Origin of the sequence: Kribbella sp. NPDC059898, from assembly GCF_042730855.1 — a bacterium.
Classification (GTDB): domain Bacteria; phylum Actinomycetota; class Actinomycetes; order Propionibacteriales; family Kribbellaceae; genus Kribbella.
The window spans coordinates 80274-103717 of the sequence record NZ_JBHWKR010000006.1 but is presented as its reverse complement, the minus strand read 5'-3'; the positions used below and the strand labels follow the sequence as shown (position 1 = coordinate 103717).

General features: G+C 70.7%; 22 protein-coding genes. 4 read left to right on the top strand and 18 right to left on the bottom strand.

The features are described from left to right. Positions 1–133 precede the first annotated feature (133 nt). From ACFV9C_RS20400 to ACFV9C_RS20380, 5 genes are all read right to left on the bottom strand, one after another. Entirely contained in the window at positions 134–1813 is a 1680-nt protein-coding gene (locus ACFV9C_RS20400) for an ATP-binding cassette domain-containing protein (RefSeq protein WP_380195708.1), read from the bottom strand. 180 nt (positions 1814–1993) lie between these two features. Further along, entirely contained in the window at positions 1994–3256 is a 1263-nt protein-coding gene (locus ACFV9C_RS20395; protein WP_380195706.1) for a M16 family metallopeptidase, read from the bottom strand. A 47-nt stretch (positions 3257–3303) separates the two neighbouring features. Continuing rightward, the gene (locus ACFV9C_RS20390; protein ID WP_380196245.1) at positions 3304–5517 is read right to left on the bottom strand and encodes a polyribonucleotide nucleotidyltransferase; all 2214 of its coding nucleotides are present in this window, start codon (positions 5515–5517) and stop codon (positions 3304–3306) included. A 260-nt stretch (positions 5518–5777) separates the two neighbouring features. Next, positions 5778–6050, bottom strand: coding sequence for a 30S ribosomal protein S15 (rpsO, locus tag ACFV9C_RS20385; protein WP_171670133.1), 273 nt, complete (start codon positions 6048–6050; stop codon positions 5778–5780). Between the two features lie 130 nt (positions 6051–6180). Further along, on the bottom strand, positions 6181–7149 hold the full coding sequence (locus tag ACFV9C_RS20380) for a bifunctional riboflavin kinase/FAD synthetase (RefSeq protein ID WP_380195704.1): 969 nt from the start codon (positions 7147–7149) through the stop codon (positions 6181–6183). 118 nt (positions 7150–7267) lie between these two features. On the opposite strand from ACFV9C_RS20380, the gene ACFV9C_RS20375 reads away from it, so the two are divergent. Beyond that, positions 7268–8275, top strand: coding sequence for an SGNH/GDSL hydrolase family protein (locus tag ACFV9C_RS20375; protein ID WP_380195702.1), 1008 nt, complete (start codon positions 7268–7270; stop codon positions 8273–8275). A 40-nt stretch (positions 8276–8315) separates the two neighbouring features. Here the strand turns inward: ACFV9C_RS20375 and ACFV9C_RS20370 are convergent, their stop codons facing one another. The 9 genes from ACFV9C_RS20370 to rimP all read right to left on the bottom strand — a co-directional run bounded on the left by ACFV9C_RS20370 (position 8316) and on the right by rimP (position 17832). Further along, complete coding sequence (locus ACFV9C_RS20370; RefSeq protein WP_380195700.1) at positions 8316–9212, bottom strand: NAD-dependent protein deacetylase; 897 nt, start codon at positions 9210–9212, stop codon at positions 8316–8318. A 13-nt stretch (positions 9213–9225) separates the two neighbouring features. Next, positions 9226–10173: an acyltransferase domain-containing protein gene (locus ACFV9C_RS20365; protein WP_380195698.1), complete on the bottom strand. Its 948-nt coding sequence runs from the start codon at positions 10171–10173 to the stop codon at positions 9226–9228. A gap of 67 nt (positions 10174–10240) precedes the next feature. Further along, a complete protein-coding gene (locus ACFV9C_RS20360) occupies positions 10241–11104 on the bottom strand; it encodes an LLM class flavin-dependent oxidoreductase (protein WP_380195696.1) in 864 nt (287 codons plus the stop codon). 34 nt (positions 11105–11138) lie between these two features. After that, positions 11139–12029, bottom strand: coding sequence for a tRNA pseudouridine(55) synthase TruB (truB, locus tag ACFV9C_RS20355; protein ID WP_380195694.1), 891 nt, complete (start codon positions 12027–12029; stop codon positions 11139–11141). An 8-nt stretch (positions 12030–12037) separates the two neighbouring features. Beyond that, on the bottom strand, positions 12038–12475 hold the full coding sequence (rbfA, locus tag ACFV9C_RS20350) for a 30S ribosome-binding factor RbfA (RefSeq protein WP_380195692.1): 438 nt from the start codon (positions 12473–12475) through the stop codon (positions 12038–12040). 95 nt (positions 12476–12570) lie between these two features. Further along, on the bottom strand, positions 12571–15819 hold the full coding sequence (infB, locus tag ACFV9C_RS20345) for a translation initiation factor IF-2 (RefSeq protein WP_380195690.1): 3249 nt from the start codon (positions 15817–15819) through the stop codon (positions 12571–12573). Between the two features lie 134 nt (positions 15820–15953). Then, on the bottom strand, positions 15954–16247 hold the full coding sequence (locus tag ACFV9C_RS20340; protein WP_380195688.1) for a YlxR family protein: 294 nt from the start codon (positions 16245–16247) through the stop codon (positions 15954–15956). 45 nt (positions 16248–16292) lie between these two features. Continuing rightward, complete coding sequence (gene nusA / locus ACFV9C_RS20335; RefSeq protein ID WP_380195686.1) at positions 16293–17285, bottom strand: transcription termination factor NusA; 993 nt, start codon at positions 17283–17285, stop codon at positions 16293–16295. A 1-nt stretch (position 17286) separates the two neighbouring features. Further along, a complete protein-coding gene (rimP, locus tag ACFV9C_RS20330; RefSeq protein ID WP_380195684.1) occupies positions 17287–17832 on the bottom strand; it encodes a ribosome maturation factor RimP in 546 nt (181 codons plus the stop codon). Between the two features lie 153 nt (positions 17833–17985). On the opposite strand from rimP, the gene ACFV9C_RS20325 reads away from it, so the two are divergent. Next, the gene (locus ACFV9C_RS20325) at positions 17986–18543 is read left to right on the top strand and encodes a cell division protein FtsK (protein ID WP_380195682.1); all 558 of its coding nucleotides are present in this window, start codon (positions 17986–17988) and stop codon (positions 18541–18543) included. Further along, positions 18540–18953, top strand: a complete 414-nt coding sequence (locus ACFV9C_RS20320; protein ID WP_380195680.1) for a ferritin-like domain-containing protein — start codon at positions 18540–18542, stop codon at positions 18951–18953. The genes ACFV9C_RS20325 and ACFV9C_RS20320 overlap by 4 nt, the downstream gene beginning before the upstream one ends. On the opposite strand, the gene hisH is transcribed toward ACFV9C_RS20320, so the two are convergent. The 4 genes from hisH to hisD are packed head-to-tail and all read right to left on the bottom strand — an operon-like array spanning position 18950 to position 22615. Next, the gene (hisH, locus tag ACFV9C_RS20315; RefSeq protein ID WP_380195678.1) at positions 18950–19591 is read right to left on the bottom strand and encodes an imidazole glycerol phosphate synthase subunit HisH; all 642 of its coding nucleotides are present in this window, start codon (positions 19589–19591) and stop codon (positions 18950–18952) included. The two genes, ACFV9C_RS20320 and hisH, sit on opposite strands and share 4 nt — an antisense overlap. Beyond that, positions 19588–20187, bottom strand: a complete 600-nt coding sequence (hisB, locus tag ACFV9C_RS20310) for an imidazoleglycerol-phosphate dehydratase HisB (protein ID WP_380195676.1) — start codon at positions 20185–20187, stop codon at positions 19588–19590. The genes hisH and hisB overlap by 4 nt, the downstream gene beginning before the upstream one ends. Next, positions 20184–21302 carry a histidinol-phosphate transaminase gene (locus tag ACFV9C_RS20305; protein ID WP_380195674.1) on the bottom strand — a complete coding sequence of 373 codons (1119 nt, stop codon included), beginning with the start codon at positions 21300–21302 and terminating at the stop codon, positions 20184–20186. Before ACFV9C_RS20305 ends, hisB begins: the two co-directional genes overlap by 4 nt. Next, positions 21302–22615: a histidinol dehydrogenase gene (gene hisD, locus ACFV9C_RS20300; protein WP_380195672.1), complete on the bottom strand. Its 1314-nt coding sequence runs from the start codon at positions 22613–22615 to the stop codon at positions 21302–21304. The genes ACFV9C_RS20305 and hisD overlap by 1 nt, the downstream gene beginning before the upstream one ends. Before the next feature lie 101 nt (positions 22616–22716). Here hisD and ACFV9C_RS20295 point away from each other — a divergent pair, with 101 nt between their 5' ends. Then, positions 22717–23388 carry an LON peptidase substrate-binding domain-containing protein gene (locus tag ACFV9C_RS20295; protein WP_380195670.1) on the top strand — a complete coding sequence of 224 codons (672 nt, stop codon included), beginning with the start codon at positions 22717–22719 and terminating at the stop codon, positions 23386–23388. The last annotated feature ends 56 nt before the right edge of the window (positions 23389–23444 follow it).

Sequence of the window (23444 nt, the reverse complement as noted above, 5' to 3'; positions counted from 1 at the left end):
CAGGTTCGCGGGCGGGTGGTGTGCGTTTCGACAGGAGGTGTCGGGTCGCCGGCTAGTGCACCTGAGCGTGATCTTGGCTCCGCGTACGGTGTCTCACAGGTGCTCTACCTGTCGATCCTCCCATTCGGACCGCTCACTCCTTTTGTGCTGCGAACAACCGAGCGAAGCGGCCCTCGGGCTGAGCGATCAACTCCTGGTAGGTACCTTGCTGGACCACTCGCCCGTCGTCCACGACGTAGATGCGATCCATCTCCCGCAGCGTCCACGCCCGGTGCGAGACCACGATCGTGATCCGGGAAGCGCTGGTACGGCGGAGTTCGGCGAAGATGGCCTGCTCCGCCTCCGCGTCGATCGCCGACGTCGGCTCGTCGAGGATCCAGATGCCGGCGTCGCGCAGCCGGATCCGCGCGAGCGCCAGCCGCTGCCACTGCCCGCCGGAGATCCCGGTACCACCCCATTGCTGACCGAGCTGCGTGTCCAACGGCAGCTCCGCCGCGAACGTACCGCCCAGCGCCGTACGCACCTCCCGATCCGCAACCTCCGCGGGCGCGCCGAGGGCAACCGCGTCCCGGAGCGTGAACTCGAAGCGCCCGAACTCCTGCACCAGCAGCCCGAAATGCGCGAGCCGCTCCTCCTCGCCCGTCCCGGCCGCATCCACTCCGTCGATCAACACCCGGCCGCCGTCGGGACACAGACTCCCGACCAGCAGGTTGATCGCGGTCGACTTCCCCGCCCCGTTGACGCCGACCAGCGCCACCAGCTCACCCCGCCGCGCCTCGACACTCACCCCGCGCAACGTCGGTTTCTCGGCACCCGGGTACCTGAAGCTAACGTTGTCCAGGGCAACAGAATCCACCCGCCGCACCACCGTCCGCCGCTCCGCCGGCGGCACGCTGCGCACGAACCGCCGGTAGATCGCCGCCTGCGGAGCCGCCGTCACGATGCTGCCGAACGCGTACCCGCACTGCCGGATCGCGTTCAACCCGGAGATCGTCCCCGCGACCGCCGCCACCGCCCCCGCACTCGAACCGCCCAGCGCCATCAGAGCCCCGCCGAACAACAGCACCGTCACGAATGCCGCCCCCAGCTCGTAGAACATCGCCGCCCGCACCATCCGGTCGAGCACCCCGGTCGCCGCCGTCCGGCTCTCCGCGACCAACCCGGCCACCTTCCACCCGGACCCGAGCACCGCCAGCTCGGTCCCCGGCCGCTGCTGGATCAACTGCTCGGTCGCGTACGCCGCCTTCCGCTCGTGCTCCGCGACCCGCGGCCAGCCCTTCGCCTCCATCCGCGAGATCAACGTGAACGCGAGCACCGTCGGCACCAGCGCGGCCAGCACCAGCAGGCCGGACACCACGTTGATCGACGCGATCGCCACGCACAGGACGACGGCCGTCGCCGCGGCGCTGAGGACCTGCACCGGCTTGCCCGCGACATCACTCATCGGATGCGTCGCCGCCTGACTCGCCTCCAGATCCCGCACCACCTCGGGCGTCGCCAGCCGGCTCGGACTCAGCCTGGCCGCCACCTCCGCGAGCTCGACCCGCAGCGCCAGCCGAAGGCGCAACATCATCCGCTGGCCCACGACGTTCGCGACCTGGGTCAGCGGATACATCGCCCCGACCACCACGGTCAGCCCGAGCAGCGGACCCCAGCGATCACGGCCCTCGACCAGCTCCCGGATCAGCACCACCTGGGCGCCGGGCAGGATCGCCAGCAGCAGCTGGAGAGCGGAGTACGTCGCCAACCGTCCCGGGGTGATGCGGACGGCGTCGACCAATGACTCACGGACAGCACGAAACGCGTCGAGCACGATGATCCCTTTGCACGCAGGCCGGAGCTGGCACCGGGGACCCGGTCCAGCTCACGTCGGCCGCAAATTGCGTGCCATCCCAGCAAACAGGCCCCGCCCGTGCATCCAGGGATCCAGTGGCAGATCACGATGACGTGTTCGGCCCGAACCCTACCTCGATGGGAGCCGCGTCACCAGCGGTCACACGATGAAGGCGGTGGTGTTCTCTTCGAAGGGGCCCATGACGGTCAGGGCGGGGGTGCCGGCGTACAGTTCGGCGGCCAGGTTGGTGACGTCGTCGAGGGTGACCGCGTCGATGCGGTGCAGGATCTCGTCGACGGTCGGGAGTTCGCCGTACACGAGCTCGGCCTTCGCGATCCGGGTCATCTTGGCGCCGGTGTCCTCCAGGCCCATCACCACCGAGCCGCGCATCTGGCCCTTGCCGCGGAGCAGCTCGTCGGGCGTGATGTTGCCGGAGGCAATCGCTTCGAGCTCGGCGCGGATCACGTCCAGCACCTCGGGGGCCTTCTTCGGCAGACAGCCCGCGTACACGCCGACCATCCCGGAGTCGGCGTACGCCGAGCCGAACGTGAACACCGAGTACGCCAGCCCGCGCTTCTCCCGCACCTCCTGGAACAGCCGCGACGACATCCCGCCGCCGACGATCCCGTGCAGTACGCCGGCCGTGTACCGCCGCTCGTCGCTGCGCACCAGCCCGGGCATCCCCAGCACCAGATGCGCCTGCTCGACGTCGCGGTGGTGCACCCGCACCCCGCCGTACGTCGGCACCCGCCGGGCGGCGCCACGCCGTACCTCGATCGGCTCGGCCTCCGCCGTCACCCAGTGGCGCTCGAACGCCTTGCGTACCAGGCGGACGACGTCCGTGTGGTCGACGTTCCCGGCCACCGAGACGACGATGTCCGACGGCTTGTAGCGGCGGCGGTACCAGCCCACCACCTGCCGGCGGGTCAGCCCGGCGACCGATTCCGGCGTACCGGTGATCGAGCGGCCGAGCGGGGACCTGCCCCACAGTTGCTCGGCGAACAGGTCGTGGATGTGGTCCGACGTCTCGTCGGCGTGCATCGCGATCTCTTCGTCGATGACGTCCCGCTCACTCTCCACGTCGGTGTCGGTGAGCGTCGCGGAGGTGATCATGTCGCAGATGACGTCGACCGCGAGCGGCAGGTCGGTGTCCAGCACCCGCGCGTAGTAGCAGGTGTACTCCTTGCCGGTGAACGCGTTCATCTCGCCGCCGACCGCGTCGATCGCGGCGGAGATCTCCAGCGCGTCGCGACGCTCGGTGCCCTTGAACAACAGGTGTTCGAGGAAGTGCGTCGCACCTGCCAGCTGGGCGGGCTCGTCGCGGGAGCCGACGCCGACCCAGAGGCCGAATGTGACCGAGCGGAAGCCCGGTACCGACTGGGAGAGAACCCGGAGCCCGGAGGGCAGGACGGTCCGTTTCACCGGACCGCCCGCCTCCGGGCTCAGTAAGGTACTCGTGATCGCGCGAGTCACTCGGCCGCTTCGGCCTCAGGCTTCTTGTCGTCCGAGCCCTCGATCACCGGGATCAGCGACAGCTTGCCCCGGTCGTCGATCTCGGCGATCTCGACCTGCAGCTTCTGGCCGACCGACAGCACGTCCTCGACGGTCTCGACCCGCTTGCCACCGGCCAGCGGACGCAGCTTGCTGATGTGCAGCAGGCCGTCCTTGCCCGGCAGCAGGCTGATGAACGCACCGAAGTTGGTCGTCTTCACGACCGTGCCCAGGTAGCGCTCGCCCTTCTCCGGCATGGTCGGGTTCGCGATCGCGTTGATCGCGGCCCGGGCGGCCTCCGCCGACGGACCGTCGGTGGCGCCGATGTACACCGTGCCGTCGTCCTCGATCGAGATGTCGGCGCCGGTGTCCTCGGTGATCTGGTTGATCATCTTGCCCTTCGGGCCGATGACCTCGCCGATCTTGTCGACCGGGACCTTCACCGAGATGACCCGCGGCGCGAACTCGCTCATCTCACCCGGCGCGTCGATGGCCTTGGCCATCACGTCCAGGATCGTCAGGCGGGCGTCCTTGGCCTGGGTCAGCGCACCCGCGAGCACGCTGGCCGGGATGCCGTCCAGCTTGGTGTCCAGCTGCAGGGCGGTGACGAAGTCCTTCGTACCGGCGACCTTGAAGTCCATGTCGCCGAACGCGTCCTCGGCGCCGAGGATGTCGGTCAGCGCGACGAACTCCTCCTTGCCGTCGATCTCACCGGAGATCAGGCCCATCGCGATACCGGCGACCGGGGCCTTCAGCGGCACACCGGCGTTCAGCAGCGACAGCGTCGAGGCGCAGACCGAACCCATCGAGGTGGAACCGTTCGAGCCGAGCGCCTCGGACACCTGACGCAGCGCGTACGGGAAGTCCTCGCGGGACGGCAGCACCGGCACCAGGGCCCGCTCGGCCAGCGCGCCGTGACCGATCTCGCGGCGCTTCGGCGAACCCACCCGGCCGGTCTCACCGGTCGAGTACGGCGGGAAGTTGTAGTTGTGCATGTACCGCTTGCGGGTCTCCGGGGAGAGCGTGTCCAGCTGCTGCTCCATCCGGAGCATGTTCAGCGTGGTGACACCCAGGATCTGGGTCTCGCCGCGCTCGAACAGCGCCGAGCCGTGCACCCGCGGGAGCACGCCGATCTGCGCCTTCAGCGGCCGGATGTCGGTCAGCCCACGGCCGTCGATCCGGACCTTCTCCTTGAGCACGCGCTGCCGGACGAGCTTCTTGGTCAGCGAGCGGAAGGCCGCGGACAGCTCCTTCTCCCGGCCCTCGAAGTCGGCGGCGAGCTTGTCCACGGTGGCGGCCTTGACCGCGTCGGTGGCGTCCTCGCGCTCGTGCTTGCCGGCGATGGTCAGCGCCTGCGCCAGCTCCTCGCTCGCACTGGCCTCGACCGCGGCGAACGCGTCGTCGGCGTAGTCCGGGAAGACCGGGAACTCACCGGTCGGCTTCGCGGCCTTGGCCGCCAGCTCGGACTGCGCGTCGACCAGGATCTTGATGAACGCCTTGGAGGCCTCGAGGCCCTCGGCGACGATCTCCTCGGTCGGCGCCTGCGCGCCACCGGCGACCTTGTCGAAGGTGGTCGGGGTCGACTCGGCCTCGACCATCATGATCGCGACGTCACCGGACTCGGTGACACGACCGGCGACCACCATGTCGAAGACGGCGTCCTCGAGCTCGGTGTGCGTCGGGAAGGCGACCCACTGGGTGCCGATCAGCGCGACGCGGGTGGCGCCGATCGGGCCCGAGAACGGCAGCCCGGCGATCTGGGTGGACATCGACGCGGCGTTGATCGCGAGCACGTCGTACAGCTTGTCCGGGTTCAGCGCCAGGACCGTGATGACGACCTGGATCTCGTTCCGCAGGCCGGAGACGAACGACGGCCGCAGCGGGCGGTCGATCAGCCGGCAGGTCAGGATGGCCTCTTCGGACGGCCGGCCCTCACGGCGGAAGAACGAGCCGGGGATCCGGCCCGCGGCGTACATCCGCTCCTCGACGTCCACCGTCAACGGGAAGAAGTCGAACTGGTCCTTGGGCTTCTTGCTGGCCGTGGTGGCCGAAAGCACCATCGTGTCGCCGTCGAGGTAGGCGGCGGCGGAGCCGGCGGCCTGCTGGGCCAGACGGCCCGTCTCGAAGCGGATGGTGCGGGTGCCGAAGCTGCCGTTGTCGATGACGGCCTCAGCGAAGTCGGCGCCGTCCATCGGCGCACTTGTGGATCCCGACACGGGATACCCCTCTCTCACAGTGTGACGACTGCGAGGCGCGAGCTTCCGGGGTGCCGGTCTTCGATCGAGGCCCGCGGATGACCCTGCATCCGAAAGCCACTACCGAGGACCGGTCGTCCTCCCGCCACGCGCTTCGCGTCGCCTCGTTACGTCTCTCTGTATTCAGTTTGATCCGCGCCGGAGCGCGGATACGCCAAGAGCGGCCACCCGGAATCGGGAGGCCGCTCCTCGCGACGTCATCGGCGGAGGCCGAGCCGCTCGATCAGGGACCGGTAGCGGTTGATGTCCTTCTTCGCCAGGTAGTTCAGCAGCCGGCGGCGCTGACCGACGAGCAGCAGCAGGCCACGACGGCTGTGGTGGTCGTGCTTGTGCTCCTTGAGGTGCTCGGTCAGGTGGCTGATCCGGTGGGTCAGCAGCGCGACCTGGACCTCGGGGGACCCGGTGTCGCCCTCGGTCAGGGCGTACTCGCCCATGATCTTCTTCTTCGTAGCAGCGTCAACAGCTGACACAGGTGTCCTCTCGATTTCCGTTGCGCGGCGCACCGGGGCATTCTCCACCCGAGCACTCTCGATCCGCGGCCGTTCAGACGGCAGCAGCCAGCGTATCAGTCCGTGGACGGCCCACCCTAATCAGCCCTGATCAGCCCTGATCAGCCCGCAGCAGGCGGCGGGCGCCGTCGACGTCGGCCTTCATCTGGACCAGCAGCTCGTCGATGCTGCCGAACCGGATCTGGGTGCCGCGCAGCCGGGCCACGAAGTCGATCGCGACCTTGGCGCCGTACAGCTCGAGATCGTCGCGGTCCAGCACGTACGACTCCACCCGCCGGTCCAGGCCGTCGAACGTCGGGTTCGTGCCGACGCTGATCGCGGCCGGCAGCGGATCCGGGTACGCCGGGGCGCCGGGCGCGGGCGTGAGCACGGTGAGCCAGCCGGCGTACACGCCGTCCTGCGGGACCGCGGCGCCCGGGTCCGCGGGGATGTTCGCGGTCGGATACCCGAGCTCGCGGCCGCGCTTGTCACCCTCGACGACCACGCCGGTCACCCGCAGCGGCCGGCCGAGCGCCTGCGCGGCGGCCTCGACGTCACCGTCGGCGAGCTGCTGCCGGACGTACGTCGACGACCAGGGCTGCCGGTCCCCCGCCAGGCCGAGCCCCTCGACCTGGAAGCCGTACTGCGTTCCCGCCTGGACGAGGGTGTCGACGTGCCCGGCGGCCTTGTGCCCGAAGCGGAAGTTCTCGCCGACGACGATCGCCTTCGCGTGCAGCGCGTTCACCAGCGTGCGCTCGATGAACTCCTCGGGCGACCAGTTCGACACCTCCTTGGTGAACGGGAGGATCAGCACCGCGTCCGCCCCGGCGGCGCCGAGCAGCTCGGCGCGCTGCTCCGGGTCGCTGAGCATCAGCGGCGCGTGGTCCGGGCGCAGCACCCGCATCGGGTGCGGGTCGAACGTCATCGCGACCACCGGCAGTCCGCCCAGCTCCGCGGCCCGCGCGCGGGCGTGCGCGAGCACCTCCTGGTGACCGCGGTGCACGCCGTCGAAGTTGCCGATGGTGACCACCGTCGGCCCGAGATCCGGGCTCACCTGGTCCAATCCGTGCCAGACACGCATGGCAGCAGGATTCCATGCCGGGAGGCGATTGCTTCAACCAGGTCGCCGATCACCCCTTGTAATCGGGCAGTGACTCAACTTATGGTGGGCCGCGCACTGCCGAGCCTGGGGAGGTCCTGTGAAGCTACGCCGTCTGATCGCGGCCTGTGCGGCACTCGCGCTGCTGGGTGGCCTTCCGGTCGCTCAGGCGGCCGCGGCGCCACGCTTCGAGCGGTACGTCGCCCTCGGCGACTCGTACACGGCCGCGCCGTTCGTCCCGCTGCCGGACGTGCTGTCGCTCGGCTGCTTCCGCTCGTACAACAACTATCCCAAGCAGCTCGCCGCGAAGCTGCACGTCCGGCACCTGACCGACGTGAGCTGCGGCGGCGCCGACACCACGAACATGACGCAGCCGCAGAGCACCCTGCTCGGGACCGCGGCGCCGCAGTTCGACGCGCTGGCGCCGGACACGGACCTGGTCACGGTCGGGATCGGCGGCAACGACTTCGGGGTGTTCGGCAGCATCATCGACACCTGCCCGGGGCTGCGCGCCTCGGACCCGGCCGGTGCGCCGTGCAAGGCGCACTTCACGGTCAACGGCGTCGACACGCTGCGGCAGAAGATCGCCCAGACGCAGACCCGGATCGCGATCGTCGTCCAAGGCATCCGGGCGCGGTCGCCGAAGGCCGAGATCGTGCTGCTCGGCTACCCGAAGATCGCCCCGGAGCACGGCACCTGCCCGGCGACGCTGCCGTTCGCCGACGGCGACTACACCTACCTGTACTCGATCGAGCAGGCGCTGAACACCGCCGTCTCGAACGCGGCCGCCGCCGGCGGGGCGACGTACGTCGACACCTTCGGGCCGTCGACCGGGCACGACGCCTGCGCGCCGGACGGGCAGGCGTGGATCCAGGGCAAGGACGTCAACATCCTCCGCGCCTGGAACTACCACCCTCGGTACGAGGGCGAGGCCGGGATGGCCTCGCTGACCTACAAGACGCTGACCGGCCAGCCGGCGGTCGTCACCGGTGCGGAGCAGGCCACCTGGTCCCGCCAGGCGGCGGCGCTCGCCAAGCAGGCGGCTGTCTCACCCCAACAGGCCTATGTGGCCTCCCTGAACCGCGTACGGACCAGCGCGCAACGCTGACCCTTTCCAATCCGTACTGCGGACTCCGGGCCGGGCCACCTCACGCGTGGCTCGGCCCGGTGGTTTCTGTCAGCAGTTCGGTCAGCGCCTGCCCGAGCGGCAGGTTCACCCGGTACGTCGCGTACGGGTCGCCGCGGGTCAGGCCCTGGTTGATGATCAGCACCGGCGTACCGGCCTTGGCGGCGTGCCGGACGAAGCGGAACCCGGACATCACGGTCAACGACGAGCCGAGGACCAGGACGGCGCTCGCGTCGTCGATCAGGTCGTAGCAGCGCTGCACGCGGCCGCGCGGGACGTTCTCGCCGAAGAACACCACGTCGGGCTTGAGCACCCCGCCGCAGACCGTGCACGGTACGACGGTGAACTCGCCGACAACCTCGTCCGGCAGCTCCACGTCGCCATCCGGGTTGATCCGGGTCGCCTCGGCCGTGAACGCCTGGTTCGCCGCCCGCAGCCGGCGGTCCAGGACCTCCCGGGCCGACGTCGTACCGCAGTCCAGGCAGATGATCCGGTCGAGGTTGCCGTGCAGCTCGATCACGTCGCGGGCACCGGCCGCCTGGTGCAGGCCGTCGACGTTCTGGGTGATGATCCCGCTCAGCCTGCCGCGCGCCTGGAGTGTCGCGACGGCGCGATGGCCGTCGTTCGGGTGCGCGCGGGCGATCGTCCGCCAGCCGAGGTGACTCCGCGCCCAATACCGCTGCCGCGCCGCCTCGCTGCCGGTGAAGTCGCCGAACGTCATCGGCGTATGGGTCCGCAGGCTCCCGGTCTCACCGCGATAGTCGGGGATACCGGACTCGGTCGACAGCCCCGCACCACTCAGTACGACGATTCCCCCACCCGCGACGACCTCGGCAACCGGCCCGACGTCCGTCGCCCCGGGCTGCAACGCCAGTACGTCGGGGCCTGGAGCCCACTGCAAGGTCGGACGAGAACGCACCGCTCCAGCGTACCTAGAGGCGAAACCAGCCGGTACGGAAGTGCCACGGGCGGCCGGCGCGGATGTGGTCGGCGACCGCCCGCTGCAGGGTCGTTGTGCGCGGCAACGAATCGAGCTCGGAAAGCGGTCGTTTGAAAAGGAACTCGACCACCGTGGCGCGCTCGTCCTTGGCGTCGGCTTCCAGCAGTGTGAAGCGTTGCTGGAAGCGGATGATGTTGCTGTCGGCGGCGAGGTACTCCGTCAGTTGCGGGTCGAGCACCCAGGAGACGCAGGTGGCGAAACGGTACTGCTCGTCCGGGTAGTGCGCGCGGAAGAAGCTGCGGGCGCGGTCCAGGGCGGCGTCGACCGAGTCGGGGGTGAGGCGGCCTTCCGGGATGTGCAGTCCGAGGACAGGTTCGCCTTGTGCGGGGCCGTTGGCAGCGTCGTACCAGCAGCGTTGGCGTTCGAAGTGCAGGCGGTCGAGGGCGTAGATGGCGCCGCGGAAGTGGTGGGTCACCCAGTTCTGGGTGTGCAGGCCGCCTTCGCCGTACAGCTCGCGGCGGTTGGCCATCTGGGCGCCGAGGACCGCGAGGATCGGCCAGGAGTCGGCGTCGGAGATGCCGTGGGCCGCGTGGTAGCGGCGTACGGCGGGGAGGGTGGCCAGGAACGCCCAGACGTAGAGGAAGCGGCCGACCGATCCTGCTGCCGCTGGGAGGTCCGGCCACGGTGGGAGCGGGCCGGTGGTCCCCAGTTGCTGGACGAGTTGGTGGTGGCAGCGCTCCAGCAGCCACCAGAGATCGGAGTCGCGCTCAGGGTCTGGACGGTTGGCGAGTGTGTCCTGCTGGTCCTCGGCGCTCAGTCCAAGGCGGGCGAGGTCTGCGAGCGGCAGATCGAGGTCGACCGGCATCCCGAGAGCCTCAAACGGGCGCAGGTCGTCGACGGACAGGCCGAGGCGGGCGGCCACCTGTTCAGCGGAAGACATGCCACAGCCTGACACCCGCGAAGACCAGGCCGGTTCGGGCCACGGTCGTTTGCGGCGTCGAGCGCGATCAGCCGACCCGGGGCGGACCGGCGCGTAAACGGCGCTCGGCGTTCTCGCGGACAACCGCCTGGTCGAGCGAGGACCAGTCGGCGTCGATCCACCAGGTGGCGCCCGCCTCCGCCCACGGGCGGACCGTCTCGGCGGCGTTGGCGTCCTCGGCCTGGGTCACGCCTTCGGCAACGACGTCATACCCGTCCATCGTCAACCCGTGCGCCGACCGCTCCCGGCGGATCCACGCGACGCCCTCGGCCAGGTGCTCCGGGGTCAGCTCGCCCGGCTCGGCTCCGGGCTGGACGATCGGCGCATAGTTCGGCAGCCAGCCGGCCTGGAGCGCGGCCCGCCGCATCGACTTCGGTCGCGGCCAGCCGCCCGCCACCCAGATCGGGACGCCCGGCTGCTGCACCGGTGGTGGCGGCGCGGGCGGCACCAGGTCGGCGATCTTGCGGGCGCTGTAGTGCTTCCCGGAGAAGTCGAACGCCTCGTCACGCCACAGGTACGGCAGCATCGCGAGCGACTCGTCCATCAGCTCGGCGCGCACCTTGCGGCCCGGGTCCTCCTCGAACAGCCAGAACCGGTCCTCCCCCGTCACCCCGAGCCCGACGGACAGGATCACCCGCCCGTCGCTGAGGTTGTCGACGGTCGAGACCTGCCCGGCGACGTCCCAGGGTTTTCGCCGCGGCAGCGGCGTGAGCATGGTGCCCAGCCGAATCCGCCCGGTCGTCATCGCGGCCGCGCCGAGCAGCACCCAGGCGTCGATCCCCCAGATCGACTCCCAGACGAAGAACCCGTCCCAGCCGTGCTCCTCTGCGATCGGGGCCAGCTCGGCCGCGTCGCGGGCATCGCCGTACGCCATCACGAACCCGTATTTCATGCCACCGCACGCTAACGGGCGGCACCGACAGTTTTCAGCCGACGAACACCGCGGTGGGTTTCGCGACCGGTCCACGCGGCTCGTAGAGCGCCAGGAACGTGCCGTCCGGCGCGAACATCGCGGTCTGCCCGGCCGCCAGCTCCAGCCCCGGCAGCGGCCGCCCGGTACGGATCGCCGCCGCCTGCGCGTCGTCCGCGTCGTACCGCGGGAAGGTGCCGGCGGCAACGTCCGCGATCGGCAGCCAGTCGAACGACGTCGCCAGCGCCTCCAGCGAATGCGCCACCGACAGCTCGAACGAGCCGACCCGGGTACGCCGGAGCGCGGTCAGGTGACCGCCCACTCCCAGCTGGGCGCCCAGGTCGCGGGCCAGCGCCCGGATGTACGTGCCGCTGGAACAGTCCACCGAGACGTCGACCGAGATGCCGTCGGCGTCCGGCCGTACGTCGAGGACGTCGTACCGGGAGATCGTCACCGCGCGGGCCTTGAGCTCGACCTCCTCGCCGGCCCGGACCCGGTCGTACGCCCGGCGGCCGTCGACCTTGATCGCGGACACCTTCGACGGGACCTGCGAGATCTCCCCGCGGAACCCGTCGACCGCCGCCGCGATCGCGTCCGCGGTCACCCCGTCGACCGGCGCCGTGGCCAGCACCTCGCCCTCGGCGTCGTCCGTGGTCGTGGTCGCGCCCAGCCGGATCGTCGCGTCGTACGACTTGTCCGCCAGCTGCAGGTGGCCGAGCAGCCGGGTCGCCCGGTTGATCCCGACGATCAGCACCCCGGTCGCCATCGGGTCCAGCGTGCCGGCATGCCCGACCTTGCGGGTGCCGGCCAGCTTGCGGATCCGGGCGACGACCGTGTGCGACGTCATACCGCCCGGCTTGTCGACGACCACGATCCCGTCGGACGTGGCCGTGAAGTCGAGGCTCAACGCAGTACTCAGTCCTCGTCGTCGTCTTCGTCGTGCGGCCGCTTGTACGGGTCGGCGTCACCGGCCGGCTTCGCGCCCGCGGCGGCCTTGGCCACCTCGGCGTCGGCCTCGCGGGCCTTGGCCAGCAGCTCCTCGATCTGGCCCGCGTTCTCCGGTACGGCGTCCAGGAAGAACGCCACGCTCGGCGTGTGCCGCAGACCCAGCGCCTTGCCGACCTCGCTGCGGATCAGGCCCTTCGCCGACTCCAGGGCGGCGGCCGTGTTCGCCCGCGCCTGCTCGTCGCCGTACACCGTGTAGAAGACGCTGGCCTCGCGCAGGTCACCGGTCAGCCGGGCGTCGGTGACCGTGACGAACCCGAGCCGCGGGTCCTTCACGCGGCGCTCCAGCAGCTCCGCGACGAGCACCTGGATCCGGTCGGCCAGCTGCTTCGCCCTTGCTTCACCCATCAGGGCTCACTCCCTCATTCATGAACAACGTCCGGAGAGACCGCAGTCTCTCCGGACGCTACTCTCCGGTGACCCGGACCGGGTCACCGCCTACGTCAGCTGCGCGGCTTCTCGCGCAGTTCGAACGCCTCGACGACGTCGCCGATCTTGATGTCGTTGAAGTTGTTGATCGTCAGACCGCACTCGAAGCCCTCGCGGACCTCGGACGCGTCGTCCTTGAACCTCTTCAGCGACGACAGCTCGGAGTTGTCGACGACCACGGCGCCGTCCCGGATCAACCGGACCTTGGCGTTCCGCTTGAGCAGGCCGCTGGTCACCCAGCAACCGGCGATGTTGCCCACCTTCGAGGAGCGGAAGATCTCCCGGATCTCGGCCTGGCCGAGGGTGACCTCCTCGTAGATCGGCTTCAGCATGCCCTTCAGGGCCGCCTCGATGTCGTCGATCGCCGAGTAGATGACCGAGTAGTACCGGACATCCACGCCCTCGCGCTCGGCCAGGTCACCGGCCTTGCCCGCCGGCCGCACGTTGAAGCCGATGATGACGGCGTTCGACGCGATGGCCAGGTTGACGTCGTTCTCGTTGATCGCACCGACACCGCGATCGATGATCCGCAGGTTGACCTCGTCGCCGACCTCGATCCGGACCAGGGCGTCTTCCAGCGCCTCGACCGAACCGGACACGTCGCCCTTGAGGATCAGCAGCAGCTCCTGGGCCTCGCCCTTCTCCATCGAGGCCATGAAGTCCTCGAGGGTCCGGCGGACGCGCCGCTTGGCGTTGGCCGCCGCACGGGCGCGGGCTTCGCGCTTCTCGGCGATCTGCCGGGCCTGGCGGTCGTCGTCGACGACCAGGAACTTGTCACCGGCACCCGGAACCGCGGTCAGACCGAGGACCAGCACCGGACGCGACGGCGTCGCCTCCTCGACCGGGTCGCCGTGCTCGTCGAGCATGGCCCGGACCCGGCCGTACGCCGGACCGACCACCATCGAGTCGCCGACCCGCAGCGTTCCGCGCTGCACCAGCACGGTCGCCACCGGACCACGGCCCTTGTCCAGGTTCGCCTCGATCGCGATGCCCTCGGCGTGCATCTTCGGGTTCGCCCGCAGATCCAGCGCCGCGTCAGCGGTCAGTACGACGCCCTCGAGCAGGCCGTCGATGTTGATCCGGGACTTGGCCGAGACGTCGACGAACATCGTGTCGCCGCCGTACTCCTCGGGCACCAGGCCGTACTCGGTCAGCTGACCGCGCACCTTGGTCGGGTCCGCCGCCGGGACGTCGATCTTGTTCACCGCGACCACGATCGGGACACCCGCCGCGCGGGCGTGGTTCAGCGCCTCGATCGTCTGCGGCATCACGCCGTCGTCGGCCGCGACCACCAGGATGACGATGTCGGTGGCCTGCGCACCACGGGCACGCATGGCGGTGAACGCCTCGTGACCCGGGGTGTCGACGAACGTGATCGCCCGCTCCTGGCCGTCGACCTCGGTGGTCACCTGATACGCACCGATGTGCTGGGTGATACCGCCGGCTTCCTTGGCCTGGACGTTCGCCATCCGGATCGCGTCCAGCAGCTTCGTCTTACCGTGGTCGACGTGACCCATCACGGTCACCACCGGCGGCCGCGGTGCCAGGTCGCTCTCGTCGCCCTCGTCGTTGCCGAAGTCGATGTCGAACGACTGCAGCAGCTCGCGGTCCTCGTCCTCCGGCGAGACGATCTGGACGTCGTAGTTCAGCTCGGTACCGAGCAGCTCGAGCGTCTCCTCGTTCACCGACTGGGTCGCGGTGACCATCTCACCGAGGTGGAACAGCACCTGGACCAGCGACGCCGGGTCGACTCCGACCTTCTCGGCGAAGTCCGTCAGCGAGGCACCACGAGGCAGCTTCACGACCTCGCCGTCACCGTGCTTGACGCGGACGCCACCGACCGCCGGGGCCTGCATGTTGTCGAATTCCTGGCGCTTGGCCCGCTTCGACTTACGGCCACGGCGCGCCGGACCGCCCGGACGCCCGAAGGCACCCTGCGTCCCGCCACGGCCCCGGTTGCCCGGACCCGGACGGCCACCGCCGCCACCGGGCGGGCCGCTCGGGCCGCCGCCACCGGGACGGAAGCCGCCGCCGCCACCGCCGCCACCGCGCGGACCGGCACCCGGGGCACCGCCCGGACGGCCACCGCCGCCACCACCACGGCCGCCACCGGGACCACCGGAGCCGCCACCTGGGCGGCCGGTGAACGTACCGGCCGAGGACTTCGGCATCATCGCCGGGTTCGGGCGCGGAGCACCCGGAACGCCGCCGCCGGCCGGACGCGGCCGGTCACCGCCGCCACCCGGACCACCAGGTCCGCCGGAGCGGCCCTGCGGCGGGCGCGGCGTCGCACCGGCCGGGCTCGGGCCCCGCCGGTCGGAACCGCCGCCACCCGGGCCGGGACGCGGTCCGCGGCCCATGCCCTGGGTCGAGCTGAACGGGTTGTTGCCCGGCCGCGGCGCACCGCCCGGAGCGCCACCCGGACGCGGAGCGCCGGGACGCGGGGCACCCGGACGGGGCGCACCCGGACGCGGGCTGTCGGAACGTGCCGAACCGCCGGAGCGGGCACCTTCGCCGCCCGGACGCGGAGCACCGGGACGCGGGCCGGAGCCCTGGCCACCCGGACGCGGGGCCGCACCCGGACGCGGGCCTTGACCACCCGGACGCGGGCCGGCACCCGGACCACCTGGGCGCGCAGCCGAGGTGTTGTCGCCGGTACCACGGGCCGCCGGCGCAGCCGGGGCCACGCTGTCGGCCGGCCTGGCGGCAGGTGCCTCGAAGGCCGGCGTCACCGGAGCGGCCGGGGTCTCGGCCGGAGCCTGGACCTGGGCCGCCGGAGCGGACTCGGCCGGAGCGGTCTCCTGTCGCGGACCCGGCTTCGGGCCTGGCCGCGGACCCGGGCGGGCGCCCGGAGCCGGAGCGGACTTCACCGGCGCCTCGGCGGCCGGTGCGGACTCGACCGGGGCCGGGGCCTCGGTGCGTGCCTCAGCCGGTGCAGGCCGCTCGGCCGGCACCGGACGGTCGGCCGGCGCGGGGCGCTCGGCCGGAGCCTTCGGGGTGGCCGGCTGGGCCGGCCTCGGAGCCGCGGGGGCGACCGGTGCGGTCGCCTGCGGCGCGGCAGACGTGCTCGCGGCGGCCTTCTTGGCCGTGCGCTTCTTCGGCGGGTTCTTCTCGAACTCCTCCGCCAGCCGCCGAACGACTGGTGCCTCGATCGTCGAGGATGCCGATCGGACGAACTCGCCCATGTCGTTCAGTCTGGTCAGAACGACCTTGCTGGTAACTCCGAGCTCCTTCGCGAGCTCGTAGACCCGGACCTTTGCCACTACTCTCCCTCTGGTCCGAGCCTGGGCGCGGACCGTTAGCTGGCGTACATGCTCATCGCATTGCACTCATCGGTAGACACTCATCGAGTGGTCATGAGTCGATGACCCGCCTTCATGTCGGTCACACGGTCCGGTCAGACCGTGCGTACATCTTGATTATCACGCTGCGCGAGGTAGGCGTGCAGCCCGGTGACGTCGAGCGGGCCCAGGACCCGGAAGGCCCGTGGAAACGCCTTGCGCCGGACAGCCAGCTCGAAGCACTCCGTCGTGGGGTGCAGGTGCGCTCCACGACCAGGTGCCCGACGCCCGGGATCCGGGAGGACAAGTCCTCCGGACACCGTCATCCGCAGCAGATCAGTCGGACTGGACCGCTTCCGGCACCCGATGCAGGTGCGCTCCCGAATGTTGCCAGGACGCGCGTCTGTCACTTGTTCCTCAGGGTGTGGTTGCGACTCAGTCGACCGACCGAGAGATCAGTCTACCTTCTCCGGCTCAGGCGTCACATCGGTATCCGGCCGGATGTCGATCCGCCAGCCGGTGAGCCGGGCCGCGAGGCGGGCGTTCTGCCCTTCCTTGCCGATCGCGAGCGAGAGCTGGTAGTCGGGGACGACGACGCGCGCCGCACGGGCCGCGGCGTCCACCACCTCGACAGACGTAACCTGCGCCGGCGACAGCGCATTCCCGACGAACGTCGCCGGGTCGTCGCTGTGGTCGATGATGTCGATCTTCTCGCCGTGCAGCTCGTGCATGATGTTCCGCACCCGCTGCCCCATGGGCCCGATGCAGGCGCCCTTGCCGTTCACCGACGGATTCAGGGTCCGTACGGCGATCTTCGTCCGGTGACCGGCCTCACGCGCGATCGCGGTGATCTCGACCGTGCCGTCGGCGATCTCCGGGACCTCCAGCGCGAACAGCTTCTTCACCAGGTTCGGGTGGGTCCGGCTGACCGTGATCTGCGGGCCCTTGAAACCCTTCCGGACGCCGACGACGTACACCCGCAGCCGGGAGCCGTGCTCGTACTGCTCCCCCGGCACCTGCTCGGGCGCCGGCAGGACGGCCTCGATCTTGCCCAGGTCGACCATCACCGACCGCGGGTCGCGGCCCTGCTGGACGACGCCGGACACGATGTCGCCCTCCTTGCCGGAGAACTCGCCGTACCGGACCTCGTCCTCGGCGTCGCGGAGCCGCTGCAGGATGATCTGCTTGGCGGTGGTGGCCGCGATCCGGCCGAAGTCGTCCGGGGTGTCGTCGTACTCGCGGGCCACGGTGCCGTCCTCGGCGAGCTCCCGCGCGAAGATGGTCACGTGCCCGGTCCGCCGGTCGAGCTCGGCGCGGGCGTGCTGCTGCGCGCCCTCGGTGCGGTGGTACGCGACCAGCAGCGCCTGCTCGATCGCCTCCACGACCACGTCCAGGGAGATGTCCTTCTCCCGTTCCAGCGACCGCAGCACGGCCATGTCGATGTCCATGTCAGTTCTCCTCCACCGTGCCGTCGGCAGGTGTTTCTACGCCGTCAAATGTCTCAGTGTCGTTGCCGGCAGCCCGGTTGAACTCGATCTGGACCTTCGCTTTTGCGACGTCGGCGTACGCGACGCTCTGCCGCGTGCCGTCGACGTCCAGTTCGGCCGCCTCGTCGGAGGCGGACTTGATCCGGCCGGTGAGCGTCTCACCCGCGGCCAGCTCGACCTTGACCAGCCGGTCGAGGTTGCGCCGCCAGTGCCGGGGCAGGGTGAGCGGCCGGTCCACGCCGGGGCTGGAGACCTCCAGCGTGTACGCGCCCTCGCCCATGATGTCGTCGGCGTCGAGCGCCTTGGAGATCGCCCGGGTGACCTCGGCGACGTCGTCGAGGCTGATGCCGCCGTCGGAGTCGACCAGCACGCGCAGCAACCGGCGGCGGCCGGCCGGCGCGATGTCGGCGGCCTCCAAGTCGCAGCCGAACTGCTCGACGATCGGCCGCAGGAAGTTCTCGAGGCTCGTGGTGTCCGTGTGACCCTTGTGGTCCGGCTTTCGGCTCACAGGTTGACCTGCCTCTCTCCAGTTGTGCACCCGTTGTGCCCGCGGCGGTTCCGCCGAGAGCAGTAGCCCACCCTATCCGCCCGGTGCCCGGATCGCGCTCATCGGGCCGTCCCCGGGCCGGGTCGTGGGCGTGTCACCAGGTATCGTTCCGGCGTGCCTGAACGCCACCTGAGACGACGTACGGTCGTGGTGACCGCTGCCCTGGTTCCCGGCGCGGCCGCCCTGACCGGCTGCAAGGACGACCCGGCCGCGTCCGGTACGCAGGGCACCAATGGCGCCGTGAACGGTACGACGTCACCCGGACCGACCGCGGAGACGCCGACGGCCGACCCGGCTGTCGTGGCCGCACTCAGCGCCGCGGCGACCCAGGTGACTCAATTGTCCCAGCTCTACACAACCGCGGCGCAGAAGTTCCCCGCGCTCCGGGCGCAGCTGGCGGCGGGCGCGAAGTACCACGTCAGCCACCTGGCGAAGCTCAAGGAGACGGCAGGTGTGACCGCCCAGCCGGCGAAGGCCGCCGCTCCGGCGAGTTCGCAGGCTGCCGCGCTGTCCGCGATCGCCAAGCAGGAGAAGGCCGCGGCCACCGCGCAGGTGGCGGCCGCCGCGAAGCTGTCCGGCGCTCCGGCCAGGCTGCTCGCCGAGATCGCCGCCTCCGAGTCCCAGCTCAGCATCACTCTGGCCCCCGCCAAGAAGAAAGCAGCCGCATCGTGAACGAGGTCGACGCCCTCCAGGCCGCGCTCGCCGGTGAGCATGCGGCGGTGTACGGCGTCGGCGTGGCCGGTGGGAAGCTGAACGGCGCCCGGTTCCGCGCGGCGACCGACCTGTTCGGGGCGCATCGCGACAACCGCGACCACCTGAGCGCGTTGATCGTCGCCGCCGGCCAGACCCCGGTCGCGGCCCAGCCGGCGTACCAGCTCCCGCAGCCGGTCACGAACGCCGCGACGGCGACCGCCCTGATCCTGTACGTCGAACGCCGGATCGCCGCCGTGTACGGCGACCTCGTCGAGGCCGCCGAGCAGGCACCGGTCCGGCTGTTCGCGATCGACGCCCTGCAGACCGCGGCCGGCAACCAACTGGCCTGGGGCGGCGCGCCGATCGCGTTCCCCGGCGCGGTGTCCTAGAGCGAGCGGACCCAGTTCTCCAGGAGGGTCGCGCCGGCGTCGCCGGACTTCTCCGGGTGGAACTGCGTCGCCGTCAGCGGCCCGTTCTCGACCGCGGCGACGAACTTGTCCCCGCCGTACGTCGTCCAGGTGACCAGCGGGGCCACCGAGGCGCGGGCGTCGTCGAGCTCCCAGGTGCGGACGCCGTACGAGTGCACGAAGTAGAAGCGCTCCTTCTCCACGCCGTCGAACAGCGTCGTCCCGGACGGTACGTCGACCGTGTTCCAGCCCATGTGCGGCACCGGCTGGGCGTCCTCGGGCCGCAGGCGCTCGACGGTACCGGGCCACTGCTCGCAGCCGTCGGTCTCGACGCCGTGCTCGATCCCGCGGGCGAACAGGATCTGCATGCCGACGCAGATCCCCAGCACCGGGCGGCCGCCGGTCAGCCGGCGATCGACCACGACGTCGCCACGGACCGCCTTCAACCCGGTCATGCAGGCCTCGAACGCGCCGACGCCCGGCACCAGCAGGCCGTCGGCGTTACTGGCCTCGTCGAAGTCCGCGGTCACCGTGACGTCGGCCCCGACCCGTTGCAGGGCACGCTCTCCCGACCGGATGTTGCCGCTGCCGTAGTCGAGCAGGACGACCTTCTTGCTCACAGAGCACCCTTGGTGGACGGGATGCCCGGCTGCCGCGGGTCGTGCTCGGCGGCGGCCCGCAGCGCCCGCGCGAACGCCTTGAACTGCGCCTCGACGATGTGGTGCGGGTCGCGGCCCGACAACACCCGGATGTGGACGCAGATCGCCGCGTTGAACGCCAGCGTCTCGAACACGTGCTGGGTCAGCGATCCGGCGTAGTCGCCGCCGATGATCGCGTACACCTGACCCTCCGGCTCGCCGGTGTGCACACAGTACGGCCGGCCGGACAGGTCGACCGTGCAGTGCACGAGCGCCTCGTCCAGCGGGACCGTCGCGTCACCGAACCGGCGGATGCCGCGCTTGTCACCCAGCGCCTCGCGCAGCGCCTGGCCGATACCGATCGCGGTGTCCTCGACCGTGTGGTGCGCGTCGATCTCCAGGTCGCCGACCGTGTTCACGTGCAGGTCGAGCAGCGCGTGCTTGGCCAGCGCGTTGAGCATGTGGTCGTAGAAGCCCACACCGGTGGAGATGTCGGCCCGGCCGGTGCCGTCCAGGTCGAGCTCCACCAGGACCTTGGACTCGCTCGTTTCGCGGTCGATCCGCGCGCTGCGGGTCATGATTGCCTTCCCGTGTCGGTCTTGAGGATGCGCTCCAGCGAGGCGCGGAACGCCGCCATCTCCTCGCCGGTGCCGATCGAGACCCGGAGCCAGCCGTCCGGCCCGGTCTCGCGGATCAGTACGCCGTCGTCGAGCAACGCCCGCCAGACCGCGTGCCGGTCCGCGAACGTCCCGAACAGCACGAAGTTCGCGTCCGAGTCGACCGCGCGGAGGCCCAGCGAACGCAGCCAGTCGACGGTCTCGTCGCGCTCGATCCGCAGCTGCTCGACCCGGCCGAGCAGTTCGCCGGCGTGCCGCAGCGCCGCGCGGGCGGTCGCCTGCGTCACCGCGGACAGGTGGTACGGCAGCCGGACGATCCGCAGCGCGTCCACGAACTGCTTGCTCGCGGCAAGGTATCCGACCCGCCCGCCGGCCATCGCGAACGCCTTCGACATCGTGCGCGAGACGGCCAGGTTCGGGTACGACGGCAGCAGCGACACCGCACTGGGCGTCCCGGCCCGGCGGAACTCGGCGTACGCCTCGTCGACCACCACGACCGAGCCGAGCGCCGCGGCCTGCGCGACGATCGCCTCGGTCACGTCGATCGGCAGCGCCGTACCGGTCGGGTTGTTCGGCGAGGCGAGCAGCACGACCGACGGGCGGTGCCGGGAGATCGCGGCGATCGCCTTGCTCCGGTCGAGCGTGAAGTCCTCGGCACGGCGGCCGGTGACCCAGGCCGTGTTCGTGTCCCGCGCGTACTCCGGATACATCGAGTACGTCGGCGCGAACGACAGTGCCGTACGGCCCGGGCCGCCGAAGGCCTGCAGGATGTGCAGCATCACCTCGTTGGACCCGTTCGCCGCCCACAGCTGCTCGGGCTCCAGTTGCGCGCCGGACTCATGGGCCAGGTACGCCGCGAGGTCCGCGCGCAGGCCGAGGAACTCGCGGTCCGGGTAGCGGTTCATCCCGCGCGCCGCCTCCGCCACCGAGGCGGCGACGTCCTGGACGGTGTCCTCGCTCGGCGGGTACGGATTCTCGTTGACGTTCAGGAGGATCGGGACGTCGAGCTGCGGGGCGCCGTACGGCTCGAAGCTCTTCAGCTCCTCGCGAATCGGCAGCCCGTCGAAGCGGCCCATCACCGCTCCCCTGGGAACCGCGCCGACACCGCGGCGCCGTGGGCGGGCAGGTCCTCGGCGTGCGCCAGCGCGAGCACGTGGCCGGCGACCTCGTGCAGCGCGTCGCGGGAGTAGTTGATGACGTGCACGGCTTTCAGGAAGCTGCGCACGGACAGGCCGGACGAGTGGCACGCGCAGCCGGCGGTCGGCAGCACGTGGTTGGAGCCGGCGCAGTAGTCGCCGAGCGAGACCGGCGACCAGGCACCGACGAAAATCGCGCCGGCATTGGTGATCTGCCCGGCACGCTCCTCGGCGTCCACGGTCTGGATCTCAAGGTGCTCGGCGGCGTACGCGTCCACGACGGCCGTGCCCTGGTCCAGGTCGTCGACCAGCACGACGGCGGACTGCTGCCCTGACAGCGCTTCGGTGACGCGCTCGACGTGCTTGGTCCGCGTCACCTGGCCCGGGAGCTCTGCCTCCACGGCGGCGGCGAGGGTCTCGGACGGTGTGACCAGCACGCTGGCGGCCATCGGGTCGTGCTCGGCCTGGCTGATCAGGTCCGCGGCGACGTGCGCCGGGTCCGCGGTGTCGTCGGCGAGGATCGCGATCTCGGTGGGCCCGGCCTCGGAGTCGATGCCGACGTCGCCCAGCAGGAACCGCTTGGCGGCGACCACGTAGATGTTGCCGGGACCTGTGATCAGATTGACCTTCGGGCAGCCCTCGAAGCCGTACGCGAACCCGGCGATCGCCTGCGCGCCGCCCATCGCGTACACCTCCTCGATCCCGAGAAGCGCACACACCGCCAGCACCGTCGGGTGCGGCAGTCCGCCGAACTCCTTCTGTGGCGGGGATGCCACGGCGAGCGACGGCACCCCGGCGACCTGTGCCGGTACGACGTTCATGACGACGCTCGACGCCAACGGCGCCCGACCACCCGGCACGTACAGCCCGACGCGCTGCACCGGCACGAACCGCTGCGTGACCCGGCCGCCCGGTGCGGGCTCCGACGCGACGTCCGCGGTCAGCTCGTCCTCGCTGACCTCGCGCACCCGGCGGATCGACTCCTCGAAGGCACTCCGCACCACCGGGTCGAGCTCCTCCAGCGCGGTCTTCAGCGCCTCCGCCGGGACCCGGACGTCCTCGACCCGCACATGGTCGAACTTCTCGCCGTACTCCCTGATCGCCGCGAGTCCGCGATGGCGGACGTCCAGGCAGATCGGACGGACGACGTCGAGGGCAGCCTCGACGTCGAACACAGCTCGGGGGACCAGGGCCTGGAGGTTCAGCACCTCACCAGCCGCCACTCGGCCCCGCAGGTCGACGCGGCGAATCATGCCGTCAGTCTAGTGGTCGCCACCCCCGCCGCCGACCGGCTATCCACAGGCCGGCCGGTCACGGCACGTGAGCACGCTGGTTGTCCACTAGGCTCGTCGGCATGGACTCCCGCCTGCCGTTGCTCACTGTCGACACGGTGATCTTTCCCGGGCTGGTGGTGGCGATTCCGGTCACCGACGTGCAGGGGCGTGCGGTGGTCCGCGACCTGGTCGAGAACGGCGGGGAGCTGGTCTGCGGGGCGCTCGCGGTGCGGGACGGGTACGAGCTCGGCGAGCGGGTGTTCCGGTCGCTGTACGGGACCGGGTGCGCGGCAACGATCTCCGAGATCGCGGTGGACGCGGACGAGGACGGGCCGATCGAGGTCACGCTGACCGGCAACCGGCGGTTCAAGGTGTCCGAGCTGGACGGCAGCGGCGACTACCTGGTCGCGGACGTCGAGTGGCTGGACGACGACCTCGGCGACGACCCGTTGGGCACGGCAACGATCGCGCTGGAGCGGTTCCGCAAGTACGCCGACGCGGTCAGCGAGATCAGCCGCCCCGGCCTGCACCTCGGCGAGCTGCCCGACAACCCGAGCACGCTGTCGTACCTGATGTCCGCCGCGATGAAGCTGATGACACCCGACCGGCAGAAGCTCCTCGAGGCCGCCGACGCCACCACCCGCCTCGCCCAACTGGTCGGCCTCCTGGACAGCGAACTCGCCGCCATCGCGGCCCTCCCGTCGCTGCCCGCCACCGACCTGATCACCTGGTCGGCCCTCTCCCCCAACTGACCTCAGACCTGGTGGGGTCGCGCTTCGGTTCCTAGTCTGGGGTGATCTGGGGAGGA

Bases quoted from the DNA above. Each gene is read 5' to 3' on its own strand.
- ACFV9C_RS20390 (WP_380196245.1), bottom strand. From the start codon at position 5,517: ATGGACGGCGCCGACTTCGCTGAGGCCGTCATCGACAACGGCAGCTTC.
- ACFV9C_RS20380 (WP_380195704.1), bottom strand. From the start codon at position 7,149: ATGCGTGTCTGGCACGGATTGGACCAGGTGAGCCCGGATCTCGGGCCG.
- ACFV9C_RS20365 (WP_380195698.1), bottom strand. From the start codon at position 10,173: ATGTCTTCCGCTGAACAGGTGGCCGCCCGCCTCGGCCTGTCCGTCGAC.
- ACFV9C_RS20360 (WP_380195696.1), bottom strand. From the start codon at position 11,104: ATGAAATACGGGTTCGTGATGGCGTACGGCGATGCCCGCGACGCGGCC.
- rbfA (WP_380195692.1), bottom strand. From the start codon at position 12,475: ATGGGTGAAGCAAGGGCGAAGCAGCTGGCCGACCGGATCCAGGTGCTC.
- nusA (WP_380195686.1), bottom strand. From the start codon at position 17,285: ATGGACATCGACATGGCCGTGCTGCGGTCGCTGGAACGGGAGAAGGAC.
- hisB (WP_380195676.1), bottom strand. From the start codon at position 20,187: ATGACCCGCAGCGCGCGGATCGACCGCGAAACGAGCGAGTCCAAGGTC.
- ACFV9C_RS20305 (WP_380195674.1), bottom strand. From the start codon at position 21,302: ATGGGCCGCTTCGACGGGCTGCCGATTCGCGAGGAGCTGAAGAGCTTC.
- hisD (WP_380195672.1), bottom strand. From the start codon at position 22,615: ATGATTCGCCGCGTCGACCTGCGGGGCCGAGTGGCGGCTGGTGAGGTG.
- ACFV9C_RS20295 (WP_380195670.1), top strand. From the start codon at position 22,717: ATGGACTCCCGCCTGCCGTTGCTCACTGTCGACACGGTGATCTTTCCC.